At 66.9% G+C, this 15,685-nt stretch carries 16 protein-coding genes; 6 read left to right on the top strand and 10 right to left on the bottom strand.

Annotated features, from left to right (window positions below):
• The first annotated feature begins 4 nt into the window (after positions 1 to 4).
• The 3 genes from TPR58_RS05785 to TPR58_RS05775 all read left to right on the top strand — a co-directional run bounded on the left by TPR58_RS05785 (position 5) and on the right by TPR58_RS05775 (position 5,566).
• Complete coding sequence (locus TPR58_RS05785; RefSeq protein WP_346245679.1) at positions 5 to 3,514, top strand: autotransporter domain-containing protein; 3,510 nt, start codon at positions 5 to 7, stop codon at positions 3,512 to 3,514.
• Between the two features lie 101 nt (positions 3,515 to 3,615).
• Positions 3,616 to 4,311, top strand: a complete 696-nt coding sequence (locus TPR58_RS05780; RefSeq protein WP_346245678.1) for an aspartate/glutamate racemase family protein — start codon at positions 3,616 to 3,618, stop codon at positions 4,309 to 4,311.
• A 124-nt stretch (positions 4,312 to 4,435) separates the two neighbouring features.
• A complete protein-coding gene (locus TPR58_RS05775) occupies positions 4,436 to 5,566 on the top strand; it encodes a lipase family protein (RefSeq protein WP_346245677.1) in 1,131 nt (376 codons plus the stop codon).
• On the opposite strand, the gene TPR58_RS05770 is transcribed toward TPR58_RS05775, so the two are convergent.
• The 6 genes from TPR58_RS05770 to TPR58_RS05745 all read right to left on the bottom strand — a co-directional run bounded on the left by TPR58_RS05770 (position 5,527) and on the right by TPR58_RS05745 (position 9,647).
• On the bottom strand, positions 5,527 to 5,955 hold the full coding sequence (locus TPR58_RS05770; RefSeq protein ID WP_346245676.1) for a UrcA family protein: 429 nt from the start codon (positions 5,953 to 5,955) through the stop codon (positions 5,527 to 5,529). The genes TPR58_RS05775 and TPR58_RS05770 overlap by 40 nt on opposite strands.
• A 173-nt stretch (positions 5,956 to 6,128) precedes the next feature.
• Positions 6,129 to 7,769 carry an asparagine synthase-related protein gene (locus tag TPR58_RS05765; protein WP_346245675.1) on the bottom strand — a complete coding sequence of 547 codons (1,641 nt, stop codon included), beginning with the start codon at positions 7,767 to 7,769 and terminating at the stop codon, positions 6,129 to 6,131.
• A 3-nt stretch (positions 7,770 to 7,772) separates the two neighbouring features.
• Positions 7,773 to 7,949, bottom strand: a complete 177-nt coding sequence (locus TPR58_RS05760) for a hypothetical protein (RefSeq protein WP_346245674.1) — start codon at positions 7,947 to 7,949, stop codon at positions 7,773 to 7,775.
• 237 nt (positions 7,950 to 8,186) lie between these two features.
• Positions 8,187 to 9,032, bottom strand: a complete 846-nt coding sequence (locus TPR58_RS05755; RefSeq protein WP_346245673.1) for an NYN domain-containing protein — start codon at positions 9,030 to 9,032, stop codon at positions 8,187 to 8,189.
• Positions 9,033 to 9,108: 76 nt separating this feature from the next.
• Positions 9,109 to 9,378 (bottom strand): hypothetical protein, encoded by a 270-nt coding sequence (locus TPR58_RS05750; protein WP_346245672.1) that lies wholly within the window; start codon positions 9,376 to 9,378, stop codon positions 9,109 to 9,111.
• Positions 9,375 to 9,647, bottom strand: coding sequence for a DUF1488 family protein (locus TPR58_RS05745; protein WP_346245671.1), 273 nt, complete (start codon positions 9,645 to 9,647; stop codon positions 9,375 to 9,377). Before TPR58_RS05745 ends, TPR58_RS05750 begins: the two co-directional genes overlap by 4 nt.
• 221 nt (positions 9,648 to 9,868) lie before the next feature.
• On the opposite strand from TPR58_RS05745, the gene TPR58_RS05740 reads away from it, so the two are divergent.
• On the top strand, positions 9,869 to 10,861 hold the full coding sequence (locus tag TPR58_RS05740; protein WP_346245670.1) for a phosphatase PAP2 family protein: 993 nt from the start codon (positions 9,869 to 9,871) through the stop codon (positions 10,859 to 10,861).
• Positions 10,862 to 10,907: 46 nt separating this feature from the next.
• Here the strand turns inward: TPR58_RS05740 and TPR58_RS05735 are convergent, their stop codons facing one another.
• Both TPR58_RS05735 and TPR58_RS05730 read right to left on the bottom strand, forming a co-directional pair.
• Positions 10,908 to 11,636, bottom strand: coding sequence for a metallophosphoesterase family protein (locus TPR58_RS05735; protein ID WP_346245669.1), 729 nt, complete (start codon positions 11,634 to 11,636; stop codon positions 10,908 to 10,910).
• Positions 11,633 to 12,466: a diacylglycerol/lipid kinase family protein gene (locus TPR58_RS05730; RefSeq protein WP_346245668.1), complete on the bottom strand. Its 834-nt coding sequence runs from the start codon at positions 12,464 to 12,466 to the stop codon at positions 11,633 to 11,635. The genes TPR58_RS05735 and TPR58_RS05730 overlap by 4 nt, the downstream gene beginning before the upstream one ends.
• Before the next feature lie 197 nt (positions 12,467 to 12,663).
• Here TPR58_RS05730 and TPR58_RS05725 point away from each other — a divergent pair, with 197 nt between their 5' ends.
• Together TPR58_RS05725 and TPR58_RS05715 are read left to right on the top strand one after the other, a co-directional pair.
• The gene (locus TPR58_RS05725; RefSeq protein WP_346245667.1) at positions 12,664 to 13,782 is read left to right on the top strand and encodes a glycoside hydrolase family 130 protein; all 1,119 of its coding nucleotides are present in this window, start codon (positions 12,664 to 12,666) and stop codon (positions 13,780 to 13,782) included.
• Between the two features lie 448 nt (positions 13,783 to 14,230).
• Entirely contained in the window at positions 14,231 to 14,512 is a 282-nt protein-coding gene (locus tag TPR58_RS05715) for a hypothetical protein (RefSeq protein ID WP_346245666.1), read from the top strand.
• 70 nt (positions 14,513 to 14,582) lie between these two features.
• On the opposite strand, the gene TPR58_RS05710 is transcribed toward TPR58_RS05715, so the two are convergent.
• A complete protein-coding gene (locus TPR58_RS05710) occupies positions 14,583 to 14,906 on the bottom strand; it encodes a DUF2218 domain-containing protein (RefSeq protein ID WP_346245665.1) in 324 nt (107 codons plus the stop codon).
• 81 nt (positions 14,907 to 14,987) lie between these two features.
• The gene (locus TPR58_RS05705) at positions 14,988 to 15,614 is read right to left on the bottom strand and encodes a PadR family transcriptional regulator (RefSeq protein ID WP_346245664.1); all 627 of its coding nucleotides are present in this window, start codon (positions 15,612 to 15,614) and stop codon (positions 14,988 to 14,990) included.
• Positions 15,615 to 15,685: the final 71 nt, after the last annotated feature.

Raw genomic sequence — 15,685 nt, 5'->3', positions numbered from 1 at the left:
GTTCATGCTCATTTCTCGCAATTCGCGGGCCGTACGCGCGTCTCTGCTCGTCTCGGCAGCCTTCGGCCTGTCGACGCTGGCGGGCATCGCCCACGCCCAGAATGTGTCGGCGATCAATGGCGGGCCCAGCGCTGATGATGCGCTGATCGAGGCACAATATACCGGCGTCGTCGATCGCTCGATGTTCGAAGCGCCCGAGGCGACGCCGCAGATCGTGATCGGCTATCCGGGCACCCCGACCACGGCGCAGGATCCGAACAACATCACCGGCATCGGCCAGATGATCGTCGACAATAATGACGGCACGATCGGCCTGTGCACCGGTACGCTGATCAACCCGCGCACGGTCATCTTCGCTGCGCACTGCGTGAACACCCGTCCGCAGGAGGCCTATGGCGCCAATACCGGGGGCACCGCGATCGGCTTCGGCTTCAACCAGAACAACAACCAGGCGGGCTCCAGCGCGTTCGGCGGCTGGCTGAACGGGGTCGCCGGCGGTGCCGAGTATCAGACCAACACCGGACGCTACATGTACAATGTCAGCGCCGTGGCCTGGCACCCGGATTCGGTCGAGGGCGCGTCGGGCGGCTTCCGCCAGGCCGACGTCGCGATCGCGACGCTCGACACCCCGGCCAAGGACATTCCGACCTGGGCGATGCTGTTCTCGGCACTGCCGCCGCAGGGTGGCGGCGCGGCCGGCACCGGCTATCACGTCAACCTGGCCGGCTATGGCCGCAACGGCACAGGCGACACGGGCTCGATCAACGGCGTCGACTATCGCCGCCGCCTGGCCGAGAACATGCTCGGCGCGCTCGTCTCGCTCGACGATTTCACCGGCTTCCTGTTCGGCAGCAGCACCGGCGCGCTGCCGCAGGATCTGTACTGGATCGATTTCGACGATCCCCGCCGCGGCACTGCGGGCGCCGATCCGCGCGACTTCAACGCATGGCGCGACAATCCCACGCCGCGCGAAGGCACCACCGCCAGCGGCGATTCGGGCGGCCCGCTGATCCTCGACAGCGCCTATGCCAAGCAGTTGGTGATCGGCGTCCTGTCGGGCGGCTACACCCGCTTCTTCAACGGCGCCCCGGCCAACGGCTATGGCACCGTGTCCTTCTATCAGCCGCTCTATCTCTATTGGGACTGGATCGCGGCGAACAATCCCTATCGCTACGTTTCCAGCGTGGCGGGCGACGGCAACTGGACCGATGCCAATCACTGGGTCACCAATGTCGACCCGAACTATCAGATCATCGGGCCGAATGGCGAACTGGTGAACGGCGTGCCGACCGCACCCGGCACCGGCATCGCGCCGGTCGAAGGCGGCAAGTTCGGCGAGGCCTGCTTCGAATCCGGCGGCACGGCGGAATGCTATAATTACGGCACCGGCCAGGCGACCGTCGCGGTCCGTCCGATCGGCACCGACACGACCACGGGCCAGCCGACCGCCGGTGCGCTCGCCAATGGCAGCGACACCGTCGCCGCCGGCTCGCTGAGCAACGGCACCGCCACGGCCCAGGCCGCCGGTCTGGTCCAGACCCAGCCGACCGCCCAGGCGGACGTGACCGCCAACGCCCTGCCCGCGGCGACGATCGCCAACGGCCTGCCGGGCGCGACCAACTTCGTGCCGAACAACATCGATCCCAACCCGGGTCAGGGCGTGATCGGCCGCTATTTCGACGTCACGCTGGCGGCGACCGGCACCACCACGCTCGGCAGTGCGGTGACGGTCGATCGCTTCGCCATCGCCGGCGGCGGCGCGCGGCTGAACATCGCGGCGGGCGGGTCGCTGACCAGCCTGATCGACATCACCCAGGCGACGGGCACGATGCAGGTCAACGGCACGCTGACCTCGCCCGGCGACTATCTGATGATGACCGGCGGCCTCAACGGCACCGGCACGATCACCGTGCCCTTCTTCACCAGCATGGCCGGCGTCATCGCGCCGGGTACGGCGGGCACCACCGGCACGCTCACCTTCCGCGGTAATGTCGTACTTGCCTCGGGCACCCGCTACATGGTCGACCTCGGCGCCAACGGCGTGTCGGACCGGATCGCGGTCCAGGCCAATGGGGCCGGCACCGGCCTCGCCAATCTGGGCGGTACGCTGGCGCTCAACTTCGTGAGCCCCGGCGCGATCCGCAACGGCGACAGCTACACGATCGTCACCGCCCAGGGCGGTGTCAGCGGGCGGTTCAATGCGCTGGGCGCGCTCAGCGCCATCCTGACCCCGACGCTGACCTATGGCACCAATGCGGTCACCCTGCGCATCGTCGCGGGCAATTATGCCAATGTCGTCGATGCGTCGAACCGCAACCAGGTCGCCTTCGCCACGCTGCTCGACCGCAATCGTGGCCAGCAGTCGCGCTATGACGGCATCTACGGCCCGCTCGATCTCGGCGACACCGCCCAGATCCGCGCCTCGCTGAACAGCTGGACCCCGGCGGCGGAGACCACCGGCCAGTCGCTGGCGCTCGTCGGCGCGGCCAACATCGCCAACCTGCTGCGCGACCGCATCACCTCGCTCGACCCCGCCTCGTCGGGCGGCACCGTCGCCCGCTACGGCGCGGTCGGCCAGGTCGCGGAGAACCTGACCTCGACCCGCGGCGTCGCGGGCATCTCCGGCATGGGCTTTGGCGGCGTCGCCACCTCCGCCTCGATGGCGCCGATGGTTCAGGAAAACGCGCTTCCCGAGGATGTCAGTGCCTTCTTCGCCGGCGGCTATCTCAACGGCGACTCCGCGCCGATGAGCGGCATCGACGGGCGTGACGACTATGACGGCTGGTACGGCGCCGCGGGTGTCGAGAAGCTGGTGGGCAACCACGGCGTCATCGGCTTCGCGCTCTCCTATACCCGCCTCGACGGCACCTCGGCCTTTGTCGGCAACAGCGCGCGGGCGAACCTCTATCAGGGTTCGCTCTACGGCAAGCTGAAGACCACCTCGGGCGTCACTTTCGACGCCACGCTGACCGCGGGCCTGCTGGACCTCAACACCGTTCGCAATGTCAGCATCATCGGCAACAGCTACCGCCTGACGGGATCGAACAACTCGCTCGTCGTCGTCGGCGACATCGGCCTGGGCAAGGACTTCGACCTGGGGGCCGCCCGGATCACCCCGCGCCTGTCGGCGCGCGGGACCCATATCGGCTTTTCGCGCGGTCTGGAGGAAGGCGGTCCCAACGCCCTGATGATCGACCGCGAAAAGGTCGAGAGCCTGCAGGGTCGCGCCGGCCTGACGCTGGCCGGCACCGGCACTTTCCGCCCGTTCCTGACCGGCACCTATGTCCATGAGTTCAACGACCGCCCCGGCGTGTTCGGCGCGAACTTCGTCGGCGGCGTCGGCGACAACGTGCTGTTCGCGCTCAATGGCCAGGACAAGGACTGGGCCGAGCTGACCGGCGGCGTCACCTTCTCGACCGGTGCCGTCGATCTCTCGCTCTCGGCCGAAACCACGATCGAACGCAGCGACGTGAAGGGCCAGGCCTATCGCGGCGCGATCTCGTTCAAGTTCTGATCGCCGCTTCCGGACCAGGAAAGGGCCGTCCCTCGCGGGCGGCCCTTTTCCTTTGAGCCCGCGCATTGCGCCGTCCCCGGCCGCCTCTATCGTGCGGCGCCATGAAGACCATCGGCCTGATCGGCGGCATGAGCTGGGAAAGCTCCGCCGAATATTATCGTATCCTCAACCAGGGCGTGCGCGACCGGCGCGGCCCGACCGCCTCGGCGAAATGCCTGCTCTGGTCATTCGACTTTTCCGAGATCGAGCGGCTGCAGCATGACGGCGATTGGCCGGCACTGACCGATCGCATGACCGACGCCGCCCGACGGCTGGAGGGCGCCGGGGCGGACCTGCTGCTGATCTGCACCAACACGATGCACCTGATGGCGGACGCGATCCAGGCCGCCGTTGCCGTCCCCCTGCTCCACATTGCCGATCCGACCGCGAAGGCGATCCGCGCCGCCGGCCTTAGCCGGGTCGGCCTGCTCGGCACCGCCTTCACCATGGAGCGCGACTTTTATCGCGGGCGCCTGGCCGAGAAGCACGGCCTCGACGTCATCGTGCCGGAGGCGGAGGATCGCACCACCGTCCACCGCATCATCTATGACGAGCTCGTCGCCGGCCGCATCGAGCCTGCCTCGCGCGAGGCCTATCGCGCGATCATCGCCCGGCTGGTCGATCGCGGCGCGCAGGCGGTGATTCTCGGCTGTACCGAGATCATGCTGCTGATCGGACCGGACGACAGCCCGGTCCCGCTGTTCGACACGACCGCCCTCCACGCCGCGGCGGCGGTGCGGATCGCATTGGAGGACTGAAGCCCGCCGCGGCGCCGATACCCTTCAGAACGGCCGGGATTTGATTTGCCGCGGCCCCGCCCCCGTCCGAAGCTCGCGTCTCGCACCGCGCGGAGTCGCTGCGGACGGTCAAGGGAGGGAGCGGATGACGACGGTCAGCGCGCGGGTCGAGGCAGTGATCGAGGATCTGAAGACGGCGCGGGTGGAACTTGCGTCCGACACGGACAAGATCAGCGCGATCGCCTCCAGCATGGTCCAGCTGTCCTATTTCGCCTATAACGAGCCGATCGACCAGATCGCGATCGACGTCGCGAACCCGGACATGGTCTTCCCCGCCGTTCCCGACAGCTATTGGCGCTGCGTCTGGGGACCGGTCACCGACCCTGAAAAGGGCAATCTCCTATACGGCGCCGGCCTGTTCGCCGGCAGCCCGGACGATGCGGTCCAGCCCTCGCCCTTCCTGGTCGCGGTGGTCAGCCGCGGCACCGCCGATCCCGATACGACCGGCCTGTTGAAGGACCTGTACGAGGATGCGACGCCGGTTCCGCAATGCCAGTGGCTCGACGTCCCCAACGCCTGGATCGCCACCGGCAGTCTGGACGCGCTGACGACCGTCACCGCGCTCCGCTGGAACGGCGAGACCATGTTGGAGTATCTTTCGGCATTGCCCGAACAGGACGGCTACGAACCCATCATCCTCGTCACCGGACACAGCCTGGGCGGATGCATCGCCAGCATGCTCGCGCCCTGGCTGGCCGCAAAGCTTCCACCGGCGAAGACCGCCTGGCTCACGCCAATCACCTTCGCCGGCCCGACCGCGGGGACGCAGGGCTTCGTAAACACCCTGATCGACGCCTGTCCGCTGCGCCAAATCTACGTCAACCCGATGGACGTCGTTCCCCGCGCCTGGTGGGACATCACCTCGATCCCCGACATTTACGGATGGAAGTATTTCGATCCGGTCGTCGAAACCTGGGCGTTGACGACGGCCGGGCTGCTTGAGGTGCTGGACGATCCCTATGTTCCGGTGCCCAGCCCGATCCCGGCGCTGCCGGGCATTTTCATCGATCTCGGCGATCCGCACTTCGGCATCGAGTGGTTCCAGGAGGCGCTCGCCCAGCACAGCTGCGCCAACTACATGCTGCTGATGGGCCTGCCAGCACCCTACGCCTTCTCACCCGGCGCCCATCCGCTCCAGCGGCTGGAGGAGTCGCAACGGTCGGCGCCGAGCCAGGGTCAGGGCGCCGGGCAGCGGTGGCAAACGCCGCGGTCATAGCTCGGGATCATCTGCGCCTTGAATCCGTCGGCCGGGCCGCCGCCGCCCGCCGAGCCCGCGCTCGCGGCCGACATGAACTGCCCGATCAGCAAGGCGATCTGGGGTTCGGCCCGCTGCAACGTCTCCTGGTAGCATCGATCGTAGCGCGCCGCGATGCCGCCAACCCCGCTCAACTGGCAGACATCGCGGGCAGCGCGTCGCACCCTGGTTCGCAGGACGCGCTGGTCGCGCTCTCTCGCGAGGTCGAGGTCATTGGCCGATACGACGACCCGCGCCCTTTCGGCCGGTTGCGACGGATCGGAAACGATTCGGCCATCGGCGGCATAGGCATTGCTGCACCACGCGAAAACGAGGGCAAAAGCAGTTGGCAGGGTTCGGGGAAAACGCATCGTCGAGCTCCTTGTTGGTACACCCCGTATTTGCGGGGGCGGAGCTTCAGGATGGCTGCACGACCGCCGGGCACGGTTACGCAAGTAGCGCGGGAAAGCCGGTTCGCTGACGACGCGTGTCGGACCATCTGCCTCCTTTTCCCCGACGATATCCGTGCTTTGCCTGCTGCGTTCTACACCATTCGCGCCAGGCAGAGTTCGAGGATCGCCGTAGCGTAAAAGCGCTCCGACCCTTCGCTGGCCTCGCTGCCGCACCACTCGGCATAGTCGCGGCGCAGGCAGTCGCCGTCGACGACCCCCAATTCGGCAAGAAGCGGTGCGGCGAACAGGCGATCGAGCAGCGGACGCGCCGCGAAACGCATGCTGCGGACCAGCGCCGGCGACAGGTCGTCGCCATAGGCCGGATCCGTCACGACGCTGGACACGCCGAGGCGCGTGAGCAGCGCCCGCTGGGTGGTGCGGCCGGCGCGCAGGGGGGCCGGCAGCCGCGCGCAGAAATGCACCAGTTCGGGCGTGCACAGCGGGTGAACTGGCCAGATGCCGTGCCTCAGATATCGCGCGGCGCTGAGCGCGGCGACCGCGACCGATGATCCGGACATCGCGGCGCGCGGCGGCAGGTCACCCGGCTCAGCAAGTGTTGCGCTGGCGGCGGCTGTCAGGAAGGCGGGCCCACCGGGCGGCGACAACGGCTCGTCGTCCATCGGCTCCAGCCCAAGCGCCTGTCGCTCGACCGCGCGCAACATGCTCAGCTCGTCGCCGCCGAACCCGGTCAGCATCACGCGCGTGCCATTCGCATAGGCACATTCCAGCAGGCGATCCATCGCCTCGTAATAACCCTCGTCCCAGGGGAGTGCGGACGCGGTCCCGTCGACTCTCTTGCTGCCGGGGCCAAGCGGCAGAAAGTCCGCCATCGGTATCTCGATGTCGCTCAAGCCCAGCGACGCCACCAGATCGACGCGTCGGGCCCGCTGGTCGGCGACGGCGTCGGCGCCGCCGGTGACGGCAAGGCCATAGCTTGGCAGCGGCCGGTCCGCATCGCGTGCGGCCATCGCCGCCACAAGCGCCGAGTCGAGTCCGCCGCTCAATTCGACGCCCAGCGTGTCTCCCGCCTGCCGGGTCCAGCGCCGCATCGACGTGCGCAGGATGCGTTTCCAAGCCGCGATCGGGTCGGCCCCTTCGCGCAGCGTGCCCGCGACCGGTCGCGGCCAGGGTTCGGGATAGGCGATCTCGAGGCGGTGCCCACCCTGCGGCACCGGCGCCCACTGCGCGACTCCGCGCTCGGTCAACAGCGTCAGTCCGGCGAACAGCGTCTGCCGCGCATAGGGCAGGTCATACTCGGCGATCCACAGCGCCGCGCGGCCATGATCCAGGCTGGCGCGCTTCAGGCCAGGCATCAGCCGATCGGCATCCCAGTCGCCATCCAGCTGCGCCGCCGCTGCCCCATCGGCAGCCCCGGCTACCAGGAACACCGGCGCCGTACCCCACAGGCCGGCCTCGATCCGCACGCTGGTGCCCGCGACGATCAACAGATGCCATTGCAGGGGCCAGTCGCGACACTGTCCCACAAGGCGATCGAACCCCTCGGCACCGATCGATGAAAGCGCCGCCGCCGCTGCCGGTCTGCTTCCCGGCCCGGTCCGACCGTCGTTCTTCTCCCGCACACAGACAAGCAGCCGATCCCCGTCGACTGCGATCACCTCGTCGAGGGCTGCGTGGCGATAAGGATCGATACGGCTCGACCCGCGGGCAAATCCGGTGGCCGTTCGACGCCAGTTCAGCGCCGCGTCGTCAGCCCGAACATGAAAGGAAAGCACCGATCACATGGAGCGGCGCATCTGAGCGTCCTTTCCGCCTGTTCCCTTGCCGTCCGACCGCCTGCCCTGTGAGTCGGTCCCGCCGGGGGGCTTGTTCGCCACCTCATCATCGCTTGCCATGACGGCCGGCTGAGCGAACAATTCGTCCCCATTCGGGATGATGTTGTCGTCGTTCTTCATTTCAGGCTCCCGGGATTCTCTATCGTTGAAGCAGGCCTATCATGCGCAGCACGAAACAAACGACCTCTTTCTTCGCACGATCGTGTGCCCGCCCGAAATTGGCGAGGCGGGTCCGCCACTATCGTCTTTTCGGGACAGCGCCGGCCGGCTGAATAGTTGCCGCCGGTTTCTCGAGCGCCAATTCTTGAGTTTATCCTCGCAGTTGCCGCATGGAACGCTTCAATGGAGTGACCCGATCTAGAATTGCGGCTTTGGCGTCTTGTCGCGATTGCGGCGGTCGGCAATGTAGCTCTGGCCCGTCTCCTCCGCCTTCACGATCTCGAACAGGCCGACGGCTTCGAACAATTTGGGAAAGTTGCGAGCGCCATAGTTGCGCGGATCGATCGGGGCCTGCCGCCGGGCGGCGCTGCCGGCCGCATCCAGCGGCGCCCAGCCATCGTCGCCCGCCGTCGCCTCCACCGCTCCACGCAGCACGGCGACCAGCTTGGCATCCTGGCTCAGCGGTGTCTTTGAAGGCTTGGCGTCCGCGCTTTCCGGCCGTGCCGCCTTCTTTCTGGACGCCCCCTTGGGTTCGGGCGCTTCGTTCAACGTCGGCGCTTCGGCCTTCGCCGTCCCGCCACCCTCTTCCCCCAGCCTGTCCAGATACAGGAACGTCGTGCACGCATTGACGAACGGATCCGGGGTCTTCCGTTCGCCAAAGCCATAGACATCATGGCCGTTCGCCCGCAGCTGCATCACCAGCGGCGTGAAATCGGCATCGCTCGACGCGATGCAGAACGCGTCCAGCTTCTGCGTGTACATCAGCTCCATCGCATCGATCACCAGCGCCATATCCGTGGCGTTCTTGCCCTTGGAATAGCTGAATTGCTGGACCGGCCGGATGGCATGTTCGTGCAGCCGCGCGGTCCAGCCCTTCATGCTCGGGCTCGCCCAGTTGGCATAGGCGCGACGAATATTCGCCACCCCGTATTTGGACAGTTCCGCCAGCATCGCGGCGATCTTGCCGTGAGACACATTGTCGGCATCGATCAGCAGTGCGATGCGTCGGGCCGGCGTCGAACCGCCGGTCTGATCTAGGTCCATGCGCATTCCCCTTTCCAGGGGCAATGGCAGCCAAAGCCCCTCCGTACCACTCCGATAACGCGCTTTCCCGCCACGATCAGCCGTTCGGATCGATCATCCGCTCGGCCAGAGGAGCGATACCCTGCCCCTCGAACCGCTCGAGTTGAACACCGTCGATCGTGACCGGTCGTTCCAGCATGAGGATCGCATTGTCCTTTGCCGGCTGATCGAGCTGCTGCCATGTCCGGACGGCGTCGCGAAGATTGGTGACTTCGGGCATCTGCTGGCCCCCGCGCGGGACATTCTCCAGCGACACGCTCATCGTCCAGTCGGGCGCCGGGTTCTGCGCATCCCGACCCCAGCTCACTGGTCGAGATCGTTTTCGCTGACGACGATGATCGGCACGTCGCTGTTGCGCGACAATGCGTTCAGCGCGGCATCGCGAAGGACGTCGATGAACTCGTTGAATCGAAGCTCCGCGTCGTCTTCAGGCGCTTCGCCGCTCAGGGCTTCGAGGACGCCATATTTCACCGCGAACTCATACTCGTCGCCATCGACCTCGCCGGTGAATTCAACCTGGCGTTCGTCGATATTGTCGAAAATGGTCGAAAGATCGATGTCGAGCTGCTGGGCCATGGGTCGTCCTATCCTGTTCAACCGTGCAAACCGTCGCGCAGGCCAGCTGTTCCCGAAGCTCATGCGCGACGGCGAAACCACGAACGAAAGCTCGGGGTCATTCTCCGGCATGGCGAGAAGCCGGTGCCATCTATCGGAGTCATTTCTCTGAAAACCTGTCCTTAACCGCAGCGATATATCAGGGCGCGGTGCCCCGGATCAGTTCGACAAGCCTGCCCCGCATGCCGACAGGTTCTTGGTCCGCTTATGTGCGGGGCCAGCGGCCGTTCGATCGGCGCGCTGCGCAATGCTATCGCCTGCTGGCGATCCAGGGGATGGCGATCGTGGCGCTGATCTGGGCGCTTGGATTCGGCTATCGCGGCCAGGACATCGATCCGGTGCTTGCCGTGCTCGCGGGTATCGTCGCGACCGCGCTACTGCTGCGTTGGCGCGGCCTTGCACACCTTGCCGCCGGCTTGGAGGCGTCGGCGCTGGTGCTGGCGGCGAGCATGGCGGTGGCCTGCCTCAGCGTCCTCGTCGCGGCGCTGGGCGCACCCTATCAGGACAATCTGCTTGCCGGGGCGGACCGGTTGCTGTTCCCGTTTCTCTCCTGGCCCGCCCTGGCGCGTGCCGCAGGCGCCGATGCCCGGCTAATGGCGGCGATGTGCTGGGTCTATTCGACGCTGTTGTGGCAGCCTTTCCTGCTGATCGCGCTGCTGGCTGCCCTGGGTCGCTTCGACCGGGTCTGGCATTTCGTTCGCGCCTGGATGCTCGCCCTGGTCCTGAGCGTCGCGATCTTCGCGCTGATGCCCGCCGTCACCGCCTATGTGCATTACGGGTTGAGCCCGGCAGACTCGCCCTTTCTCACGGTCAACGCCGGATGGCGCCCGGCACAGATCATCGCCGACCTGCGCAGCGGCGCCATTCGCGAGCTGGGCGTCGGGCAGATGGCCGGGCTGATCACCTTTCCCAGCTTCCATGCCGCCGGCGCGGTCCTGCTCGGATGGGGCTTTCGCCGCGTTCCGCTGATCGGCATCCCGTTCCTGTTGCTGAACGCTGCGATGCTTCCGACCATCCCGGTGATCGGCAGCCATTATTTCGTCGACGTGCTGGGCGGGATCGCCATCGCATTGCTGGCGATCGTCGGATCGGATCGAGACGACGGTCGCAGGTGGCGATACCTGAAAAGAGCCACGAGCGGGCTTCGACGAACTGAACCCCGAACGGACGGCTGACTAGCGTCCCCATACCGTTCGCCCTCGTCGAAGGGCAATGGTGCTCCTATTCAAGCACCCGCGCCACGGTAACAAAGTTGCGTCCCTCTACGCGGATCTCGTTGAACGAGGGGGGATGAAGCCGGACCCGCTCGGACAGGGTGCCGGCGCCGATCATGCGGATCGTCCGCCCCCCGACCTGATGGGCGATGTCGAACGGGTCGTGGACATGGCCCGTGAGCACCGCATCCGCGCCCGCATCGGCCAGCGCCTCCAGCGCGCGGCGGCCCCCGCGGGTGCTGGACGAGGTGCGCGTGCCCGCCTCCACCAGCGGATGGTGGCAGACGATGAACTTCAGGTCGTCGGCCGGTGTCGCCTCGACCAGCGCCAGCGACTTCTGCAGCGACCGCAGCGACACATGGCCCTTCGACCAGTTCAGCCTGAACTGGAATCGCGCGGTGGTCTTCAACGGGATGATGCTGAGCCCCTTGATGTCCAGCGGGCGCTCGATCATCCGCTCCAGCCTGCCATAGCGCTTGTAGGGCGTCACGAAGCGCGACCAGGGATTGAAATAGGGCAGGTCGTGATTGCCGACCTCGACGGTGACCGGTCGTCCCAGCCCCTCCAGCCATTTCGCCGCGGCGGCAAATTCGTGCGAGCGCGCCTGCATCGTCAGGTCGCCGGTCATGATGATCGCGTCGGGCTGTTCCTCGGCCACTACCCGGTCGAACCAGGAGAGAGCAGCACGGTCCTCGGCGCCGAAATGGACGTCGCTGACATGGAAGAGTCGAATCATTTCGGGTCTTGCTTGGTCCTGATGAAGGTCTTGCGGCTCACGCCCGCCTCGATCCGGGTTGCGGGGTCGAGCATGACGGACTCTCCATCGAACAATGCCTGGACGCCGCGGTTCCCGCGCAGCCGCAATTCGGTGGCCCGGGTGCGATCGACCGCATGCGCCGCGATCCAGTCGCCGGTCAGCCATTCCCAGCCCAGTTCGGCGATCGACCGCCAGTCGCGCGCGTCGACTGCCGCGACTTCCAGCCCGTCGGGATTGGGGAAGACGAACACCGCCTGATAGCGGCTGCGCAGTCCGCGCGCGCCGCGGATGCGGATGCCGCGCGCGAACGTGTTGGTCCAGGCGATGCGGGCGGCGCGGAACATCCGCCCGATCTTGCCCACGCGCGCCGCCTCGCGCGCCCGCGCCCAGCTCGCGACGGGGCCCAGGATCAGGCCAACAAAGGCGCGGTGCGGCCCGGCCTCGACATAGGGCAGCGCCACGCGGCGCGACTCCTCATGTGCGGCATGGATGATCTTGGCCGGGTCCATCTCGTCGTGCAGCGCCTTGGCCAGCAGGTTCATCGTTCCGCCTGGCAGGATCAGGAAGCCTCCGCCCCAGTCGCCCAGCGCGCACAGCGCGGCGTTGATCGTCCCGTCGCCGGCGAACAGGATCACGGTATCGACGCCCTTCGCATCGAGATCCGCACCCTGGGGAATGGATTGTTCGGGGAAATCGGTGCGCCCGGCCAGTGTGAGGCCGCGTTCGCTGAAGACCGCCTCCAGCGCCTCGCACTTGGCGCTGGTGGTCGATCCCGATCCGGGGTTGGTGATGAACCAGAGTGTCTTCATGTCGCGCCCGTAACGCATCAAAGCGGTTTTGGGCTCAGTTGACGTGGAATTGCATCGTCGCGAGATGGGAAAGGCCAGGAACCTTGGGACGGCGAAAGGCTTGATCAGCCGATTTTGAACGAAGCGGAGACCCTGATGTTTGACCTTGCCGAACAGCGCGACAGGATCGGGGACGAGATAATGGCGCAGGCCTCGGAATGAGCCGCTTCGCCGTCGATCGCCTCGTCTTCTTCCCTACCGACGTCGATCTCTCCCGATCGCCGCTGGCCGGGCATCTGGGAGTCGAAACCTATGTGCTGGGCGCGTTCAACCCGGCGCTGACGCGGCTGCCGGGCGGCAACCTGCTGATGATGGTGCGGGTGGCCGAGGCGCTGCGCAAGCCGGTGTTCGACGAGCATGTCCATGCGATCCGCTGGGACGCGGGCCGGTTCGTGCTCGACGCCTGGCCGCTCGAGCTGGTCGACACTTCCGATCCGCGCAAGTTCATGCTGAACGGCGGCGGGTGGAAGGTCATGGCGCTCACCTCGCTGTCCTGGCTGCTGCCGGTCGAGCTGAGCCCGGACGGGCTGGAGGTGGTCGAGGTCCATTACGACCGCGCGATCGCGCCGCATGCCAGCTTCCAATGCTATGGGCTGGAAGATGCGCGGATCAGCAAGGTCGGGGAGCGCTGGCTGATGACGACCTGCTCGGTCAGTCCCGAGCGGCATTCAACGACCTTGTACAGCTCCGGCAATGGCCTGGACTGGACGTTCGAGGGGATCGTTCTGGATCACCAGAACAAGGACATGCTGATCTTCGAGGGGCTGGTCGGCGGGCAATATTGGGCGCAGACGCGGCCGCTGGGCGACCTGTATTTCGCCTATCCGCCGGGCAGCGAATGGCGCGCGGGACCGTCGATCAACCTGGCGACCTCACCCGATGCGCTGCACTGGCGGCCGCATGTCGAGCCCGGCATCCGGCCGCATTCGGCCACCGTCGCGACCGCGCGGATGGGGGGCGGGACGCCGCCGATCCTGACCGACCAGGGCTGGCTGACCCTGTGGCATGGGGTGGAGCCCAAGGAGATCGTCGGCATCTATCGCACCTACTGGTCGCTGCTGGACCGCGACGATCCGTCGAAGGTGGTGCGGACCGATCACACGCCGCTGCTGGAGGCGAATCCGGCGCTGACCGCGCCGATCGACGACCTCATGTACCTGCGCGACGTGGTGTTCACGACCGGGATCGCCGAACATGGCGAGGTCTATGTCGTCGCTTCGGGCGAGGCGGATCTGGCGTGCCGGATCACCCATGTGCCCAGGGAAACCTTCGCCTAGCTGTTTAGTCCCCAAAAGTGGCGCTACGGGTTGATCTGGGCATCGACGCGGGTCGCCTGTCCAGACGCGTGCGGCGTATTGATAGGGTGTAAGGCGGCGAAGCGTCTTGAACCTGCTGACGTGACTGCAGGCGTCGATGAACAGCTTGAGGTGCCGCCGAAGCTGGTCGTTGCTCGACCTGACCGCTGGTCCAGGGATGGGTCGGCTTGGTAAGCCGATCTCGTGTCGCCAGCAGGCGCGGCCGAGGGGGTGGCCGGGCCAGCGCGCGGTGAGCCCGTCGTGGTTCTTTGGCAGGTCAGGTGCCTGAAATCGGGCGCGCTCTGGGGCGTGCAACCGTTGCACCGTTTGGCGACCGACGCTGCAACTGCTCGCAACCCCGTGGGACGGCTAGGGGCCCCGCATCGATCCGGCAGCGACGCCGGACGAACCGGATAGAGGATAGCCCCCAATGTCGAAGACCCTGATCATCGCCGCCGCCTTTTCGGCCCTCGTCATCGCCGGCCCTGCCCTTGCGCAGGATCAGGGCAAGCCCGCAGGCAGCGGCGGCTTTGGCGGCATGAACGGCTCCGCCACCGATCTGCGCGACGCCCCGCGCCCCGGCGAGCAGGCCAGGCCAGCGAAGCGCGGAACCGGCACGCGCGCTGCGCCGAAGCCGCGCCCGAGCAAGGACCGGCCGGCGCGGACCCAGAGCACCAACAACCTGAAGCAGATGGGCCTCGCCAACCGCTGAGCGGTTTGACCGTATGCGGCGTCCTCCTCGCGAGAGAAGGGCGCCGCATTTGCGTCAGGTCCGGCTCGCGTCACTTCCAGTCATAGGTCAGTGGCGCCTCGCGGAATGCGAACCGGTCGAGATGGCGTTCGACCGCGCCCTTCAGGCCGTCGAGCTGCTCCTGGCTCGTGGCGTCGATGCGCAGGTCGAGGCCGTCCTCGACGGCGTTGAACGTCACCACCGCGTCGCCGGGATGGTCGGAACCGCGGGCGTCCTTCGGAAAGATCACCGTGCCGTTTTCGGGGGTGAATTCGACCTGGAGGTTATGCTGCCAGTGCTTGCACAGCTGCTGGAGATACTTGCTGGCGCTGTCGGTGGGGACGCGCGCGGCGCTGCTGACGGTTGCGAGGGTCATGTCGGGTTCTTTCAAAGGTGACGCAGGCGCCGGGCCGGGGCCGCGGCACCTGCGCCGGGATCTGGAGATGCGGCGGACGGCTTACAACCGCTCGATCCGGCGCACGGCCTCGTCGAGGATCTCGGCGATCTCGTGCAGCGTCTCCGGGTTCGGATCGCCATTGGCGAGCCGGTCGTGGAGCGCGGTGCGCAGATTGCCCATCGCGCGGCGGACCGGGCCGCCATTGGCGCGTTCGCGCATCGAGCCGAGTTCGGCGAGGCGATCGAACAGTGCCTGGACCTCGTCCGCACGCTCCTCGAGATGGGCGGTGCCGGCGGCGGTGATGCCGAACTGCTTCTTGGCGCCCTCGGCCTTGTGCTCCTCGATCAGATCCATCTCGTCGAGCAGGCTGAGCGTCGGATAGACGACGCCGGGGCTGGGCGCATAGGCGCCGCCCGAGCGCTCCTCGATCTCGCGGATCAGGTCATAGCCGTGACGCGGCTGTTCGCCGATCAGCTTGAGCAGGATCAGGCGCAGTTCGGTGCCGTCGAACATCCGGCGCCGGCCGCGGCCGCCGCCCTGTTCCATGGCCTGTGCCATCTGGTCGAAAAAGGCGCGGTTCCAGCCGCCGCCGCGCGGGCCGCAGCCCCGTTCGCCGCGACCGCCCGGGCCCTCGCCCCCGCCATGGCGGCGGTGGTGGTGATTGTGATGATGGAAACCCCATCCCATGGTCAAATATCCTCTAAAACGACTCACGATACGCTTAAGATATATCTTGAATGGGTTTTGACAAGAGGTGA

This window comes from Sphingomonas rustica (assembly GCF_039652585.1).
Classification (GTDB): Bacteria; Pseudomonadota; Alphaproteobacteria; order Sphingomonadales; family Sphingomonadaceae; genus Sphingomonas; species Sphingomonas rustica.
This window is presented reverse-complemented; position numbering and strand designations above follow the sequence as displayed.

Excerpts from the sequence above, each read along its gene's own strand:
- TPR58_RS05785 (WP_346245679.1), top strand. The coding sequence starts at position 5 with ATGCTCATTTCTCGCAATTCGCGGGCCGTACGCGCGTCTCTGCTCGTC.
- TPR58_RS05780 (WP_346245678.1), top strand. The coding sequence starts at position 3,616 with ATGAAGACCATCGGCCTGATCGGCGGCATGAGCTGGGAAAGCTCCGCC.
- TPR58_RS05775 (WP_346245677.1), top strand. The coding sequence starts at position 4,436 with ATGACGACGGTCAGCGCGCGGGTCGAGGCAGTGATCGAGGATCTGAAG.
- TPR58_RS05770 (WP_346245676.1), bottom strand. The coding sequence starts at position 5,955 with ATGCGTTTTCCCCGAACCCTGCCAACTGCTTTTGCCCTCGTTTTCGCG.
- TPR58_RS05760 (WP_346245674.1), bottom strand. The coding sequence starts at position 7,949 with ATGAAGAACGACGACAACATCATCCCGAATGGGGACGAATTGTTCGCT.
- TPR58_RS05755 (WP_346245673.1), bottom strand. The coding sequence starts at position 9,032 with ATGGACCTAGATCAGACCGGCGGTTCGACGCCGGCCCGACGCATCGCA.
- TPR58_RS05745 (WP_346245671.1), bottom strand. The coding sequence starts at position 9,647 with ATGGCCCAGCAGCTCGACATCGATCTTTCGACCATTTTCGACAATATC.
- TPR58_RS05740 (WP_346245670.1), top strand. The coding sequence starts at position 9,869 with ATGCCGACAGGTTCTTGGTCCGCTTATGTGCGGGGCCAGCGGCCGTTC.
- TPR58_RS05735 (WP_346245669.1), bottom strand. The coding sequence starts at position 11,636 with ATGATTCGACTCTTCCATGTCAGCGACGTCCATTTCGGCGCCGAGGAC.
- TPR58_RS05730 (WP_346245668.1), bottom strand. The coding sequence starts at position 12,466 with ATGAAGACACTCTGGTTCATCACCAACCCCGGATCGGGATCGACCACC.
- TPR58_RS05725 (WP_346245667.1), top strand. The coding sequence starts at position 12,664 with ATGAGCCGCTTCGCCGTCGATCGCCTCGTCTTCTTCCCTACCGACGTC.
- TPR58_RS05715 (WP_346245666.1), top strand. The coding sequence starts at position 14,231 with ATGTCGAAGACCCTGATCATCGCCGCCGCCTTTTCGGCCCTCGTCATC.
- TPR58_RS05710 (WP_346245665.1), bottom strand. The coding sequence starts at position 14,906 with ATGACCCTCGCAACCGTCAGCAGCGCCGCGCGCGTCCCCACCGACAGC.
- TPR58_RS05705 (WP_346245664.1), bottom strand. The coding sequence starts at position 15,614 with ATGGGATGGGGTTTCCATCATCACAATCACCACCACCGCCGCCATGGC.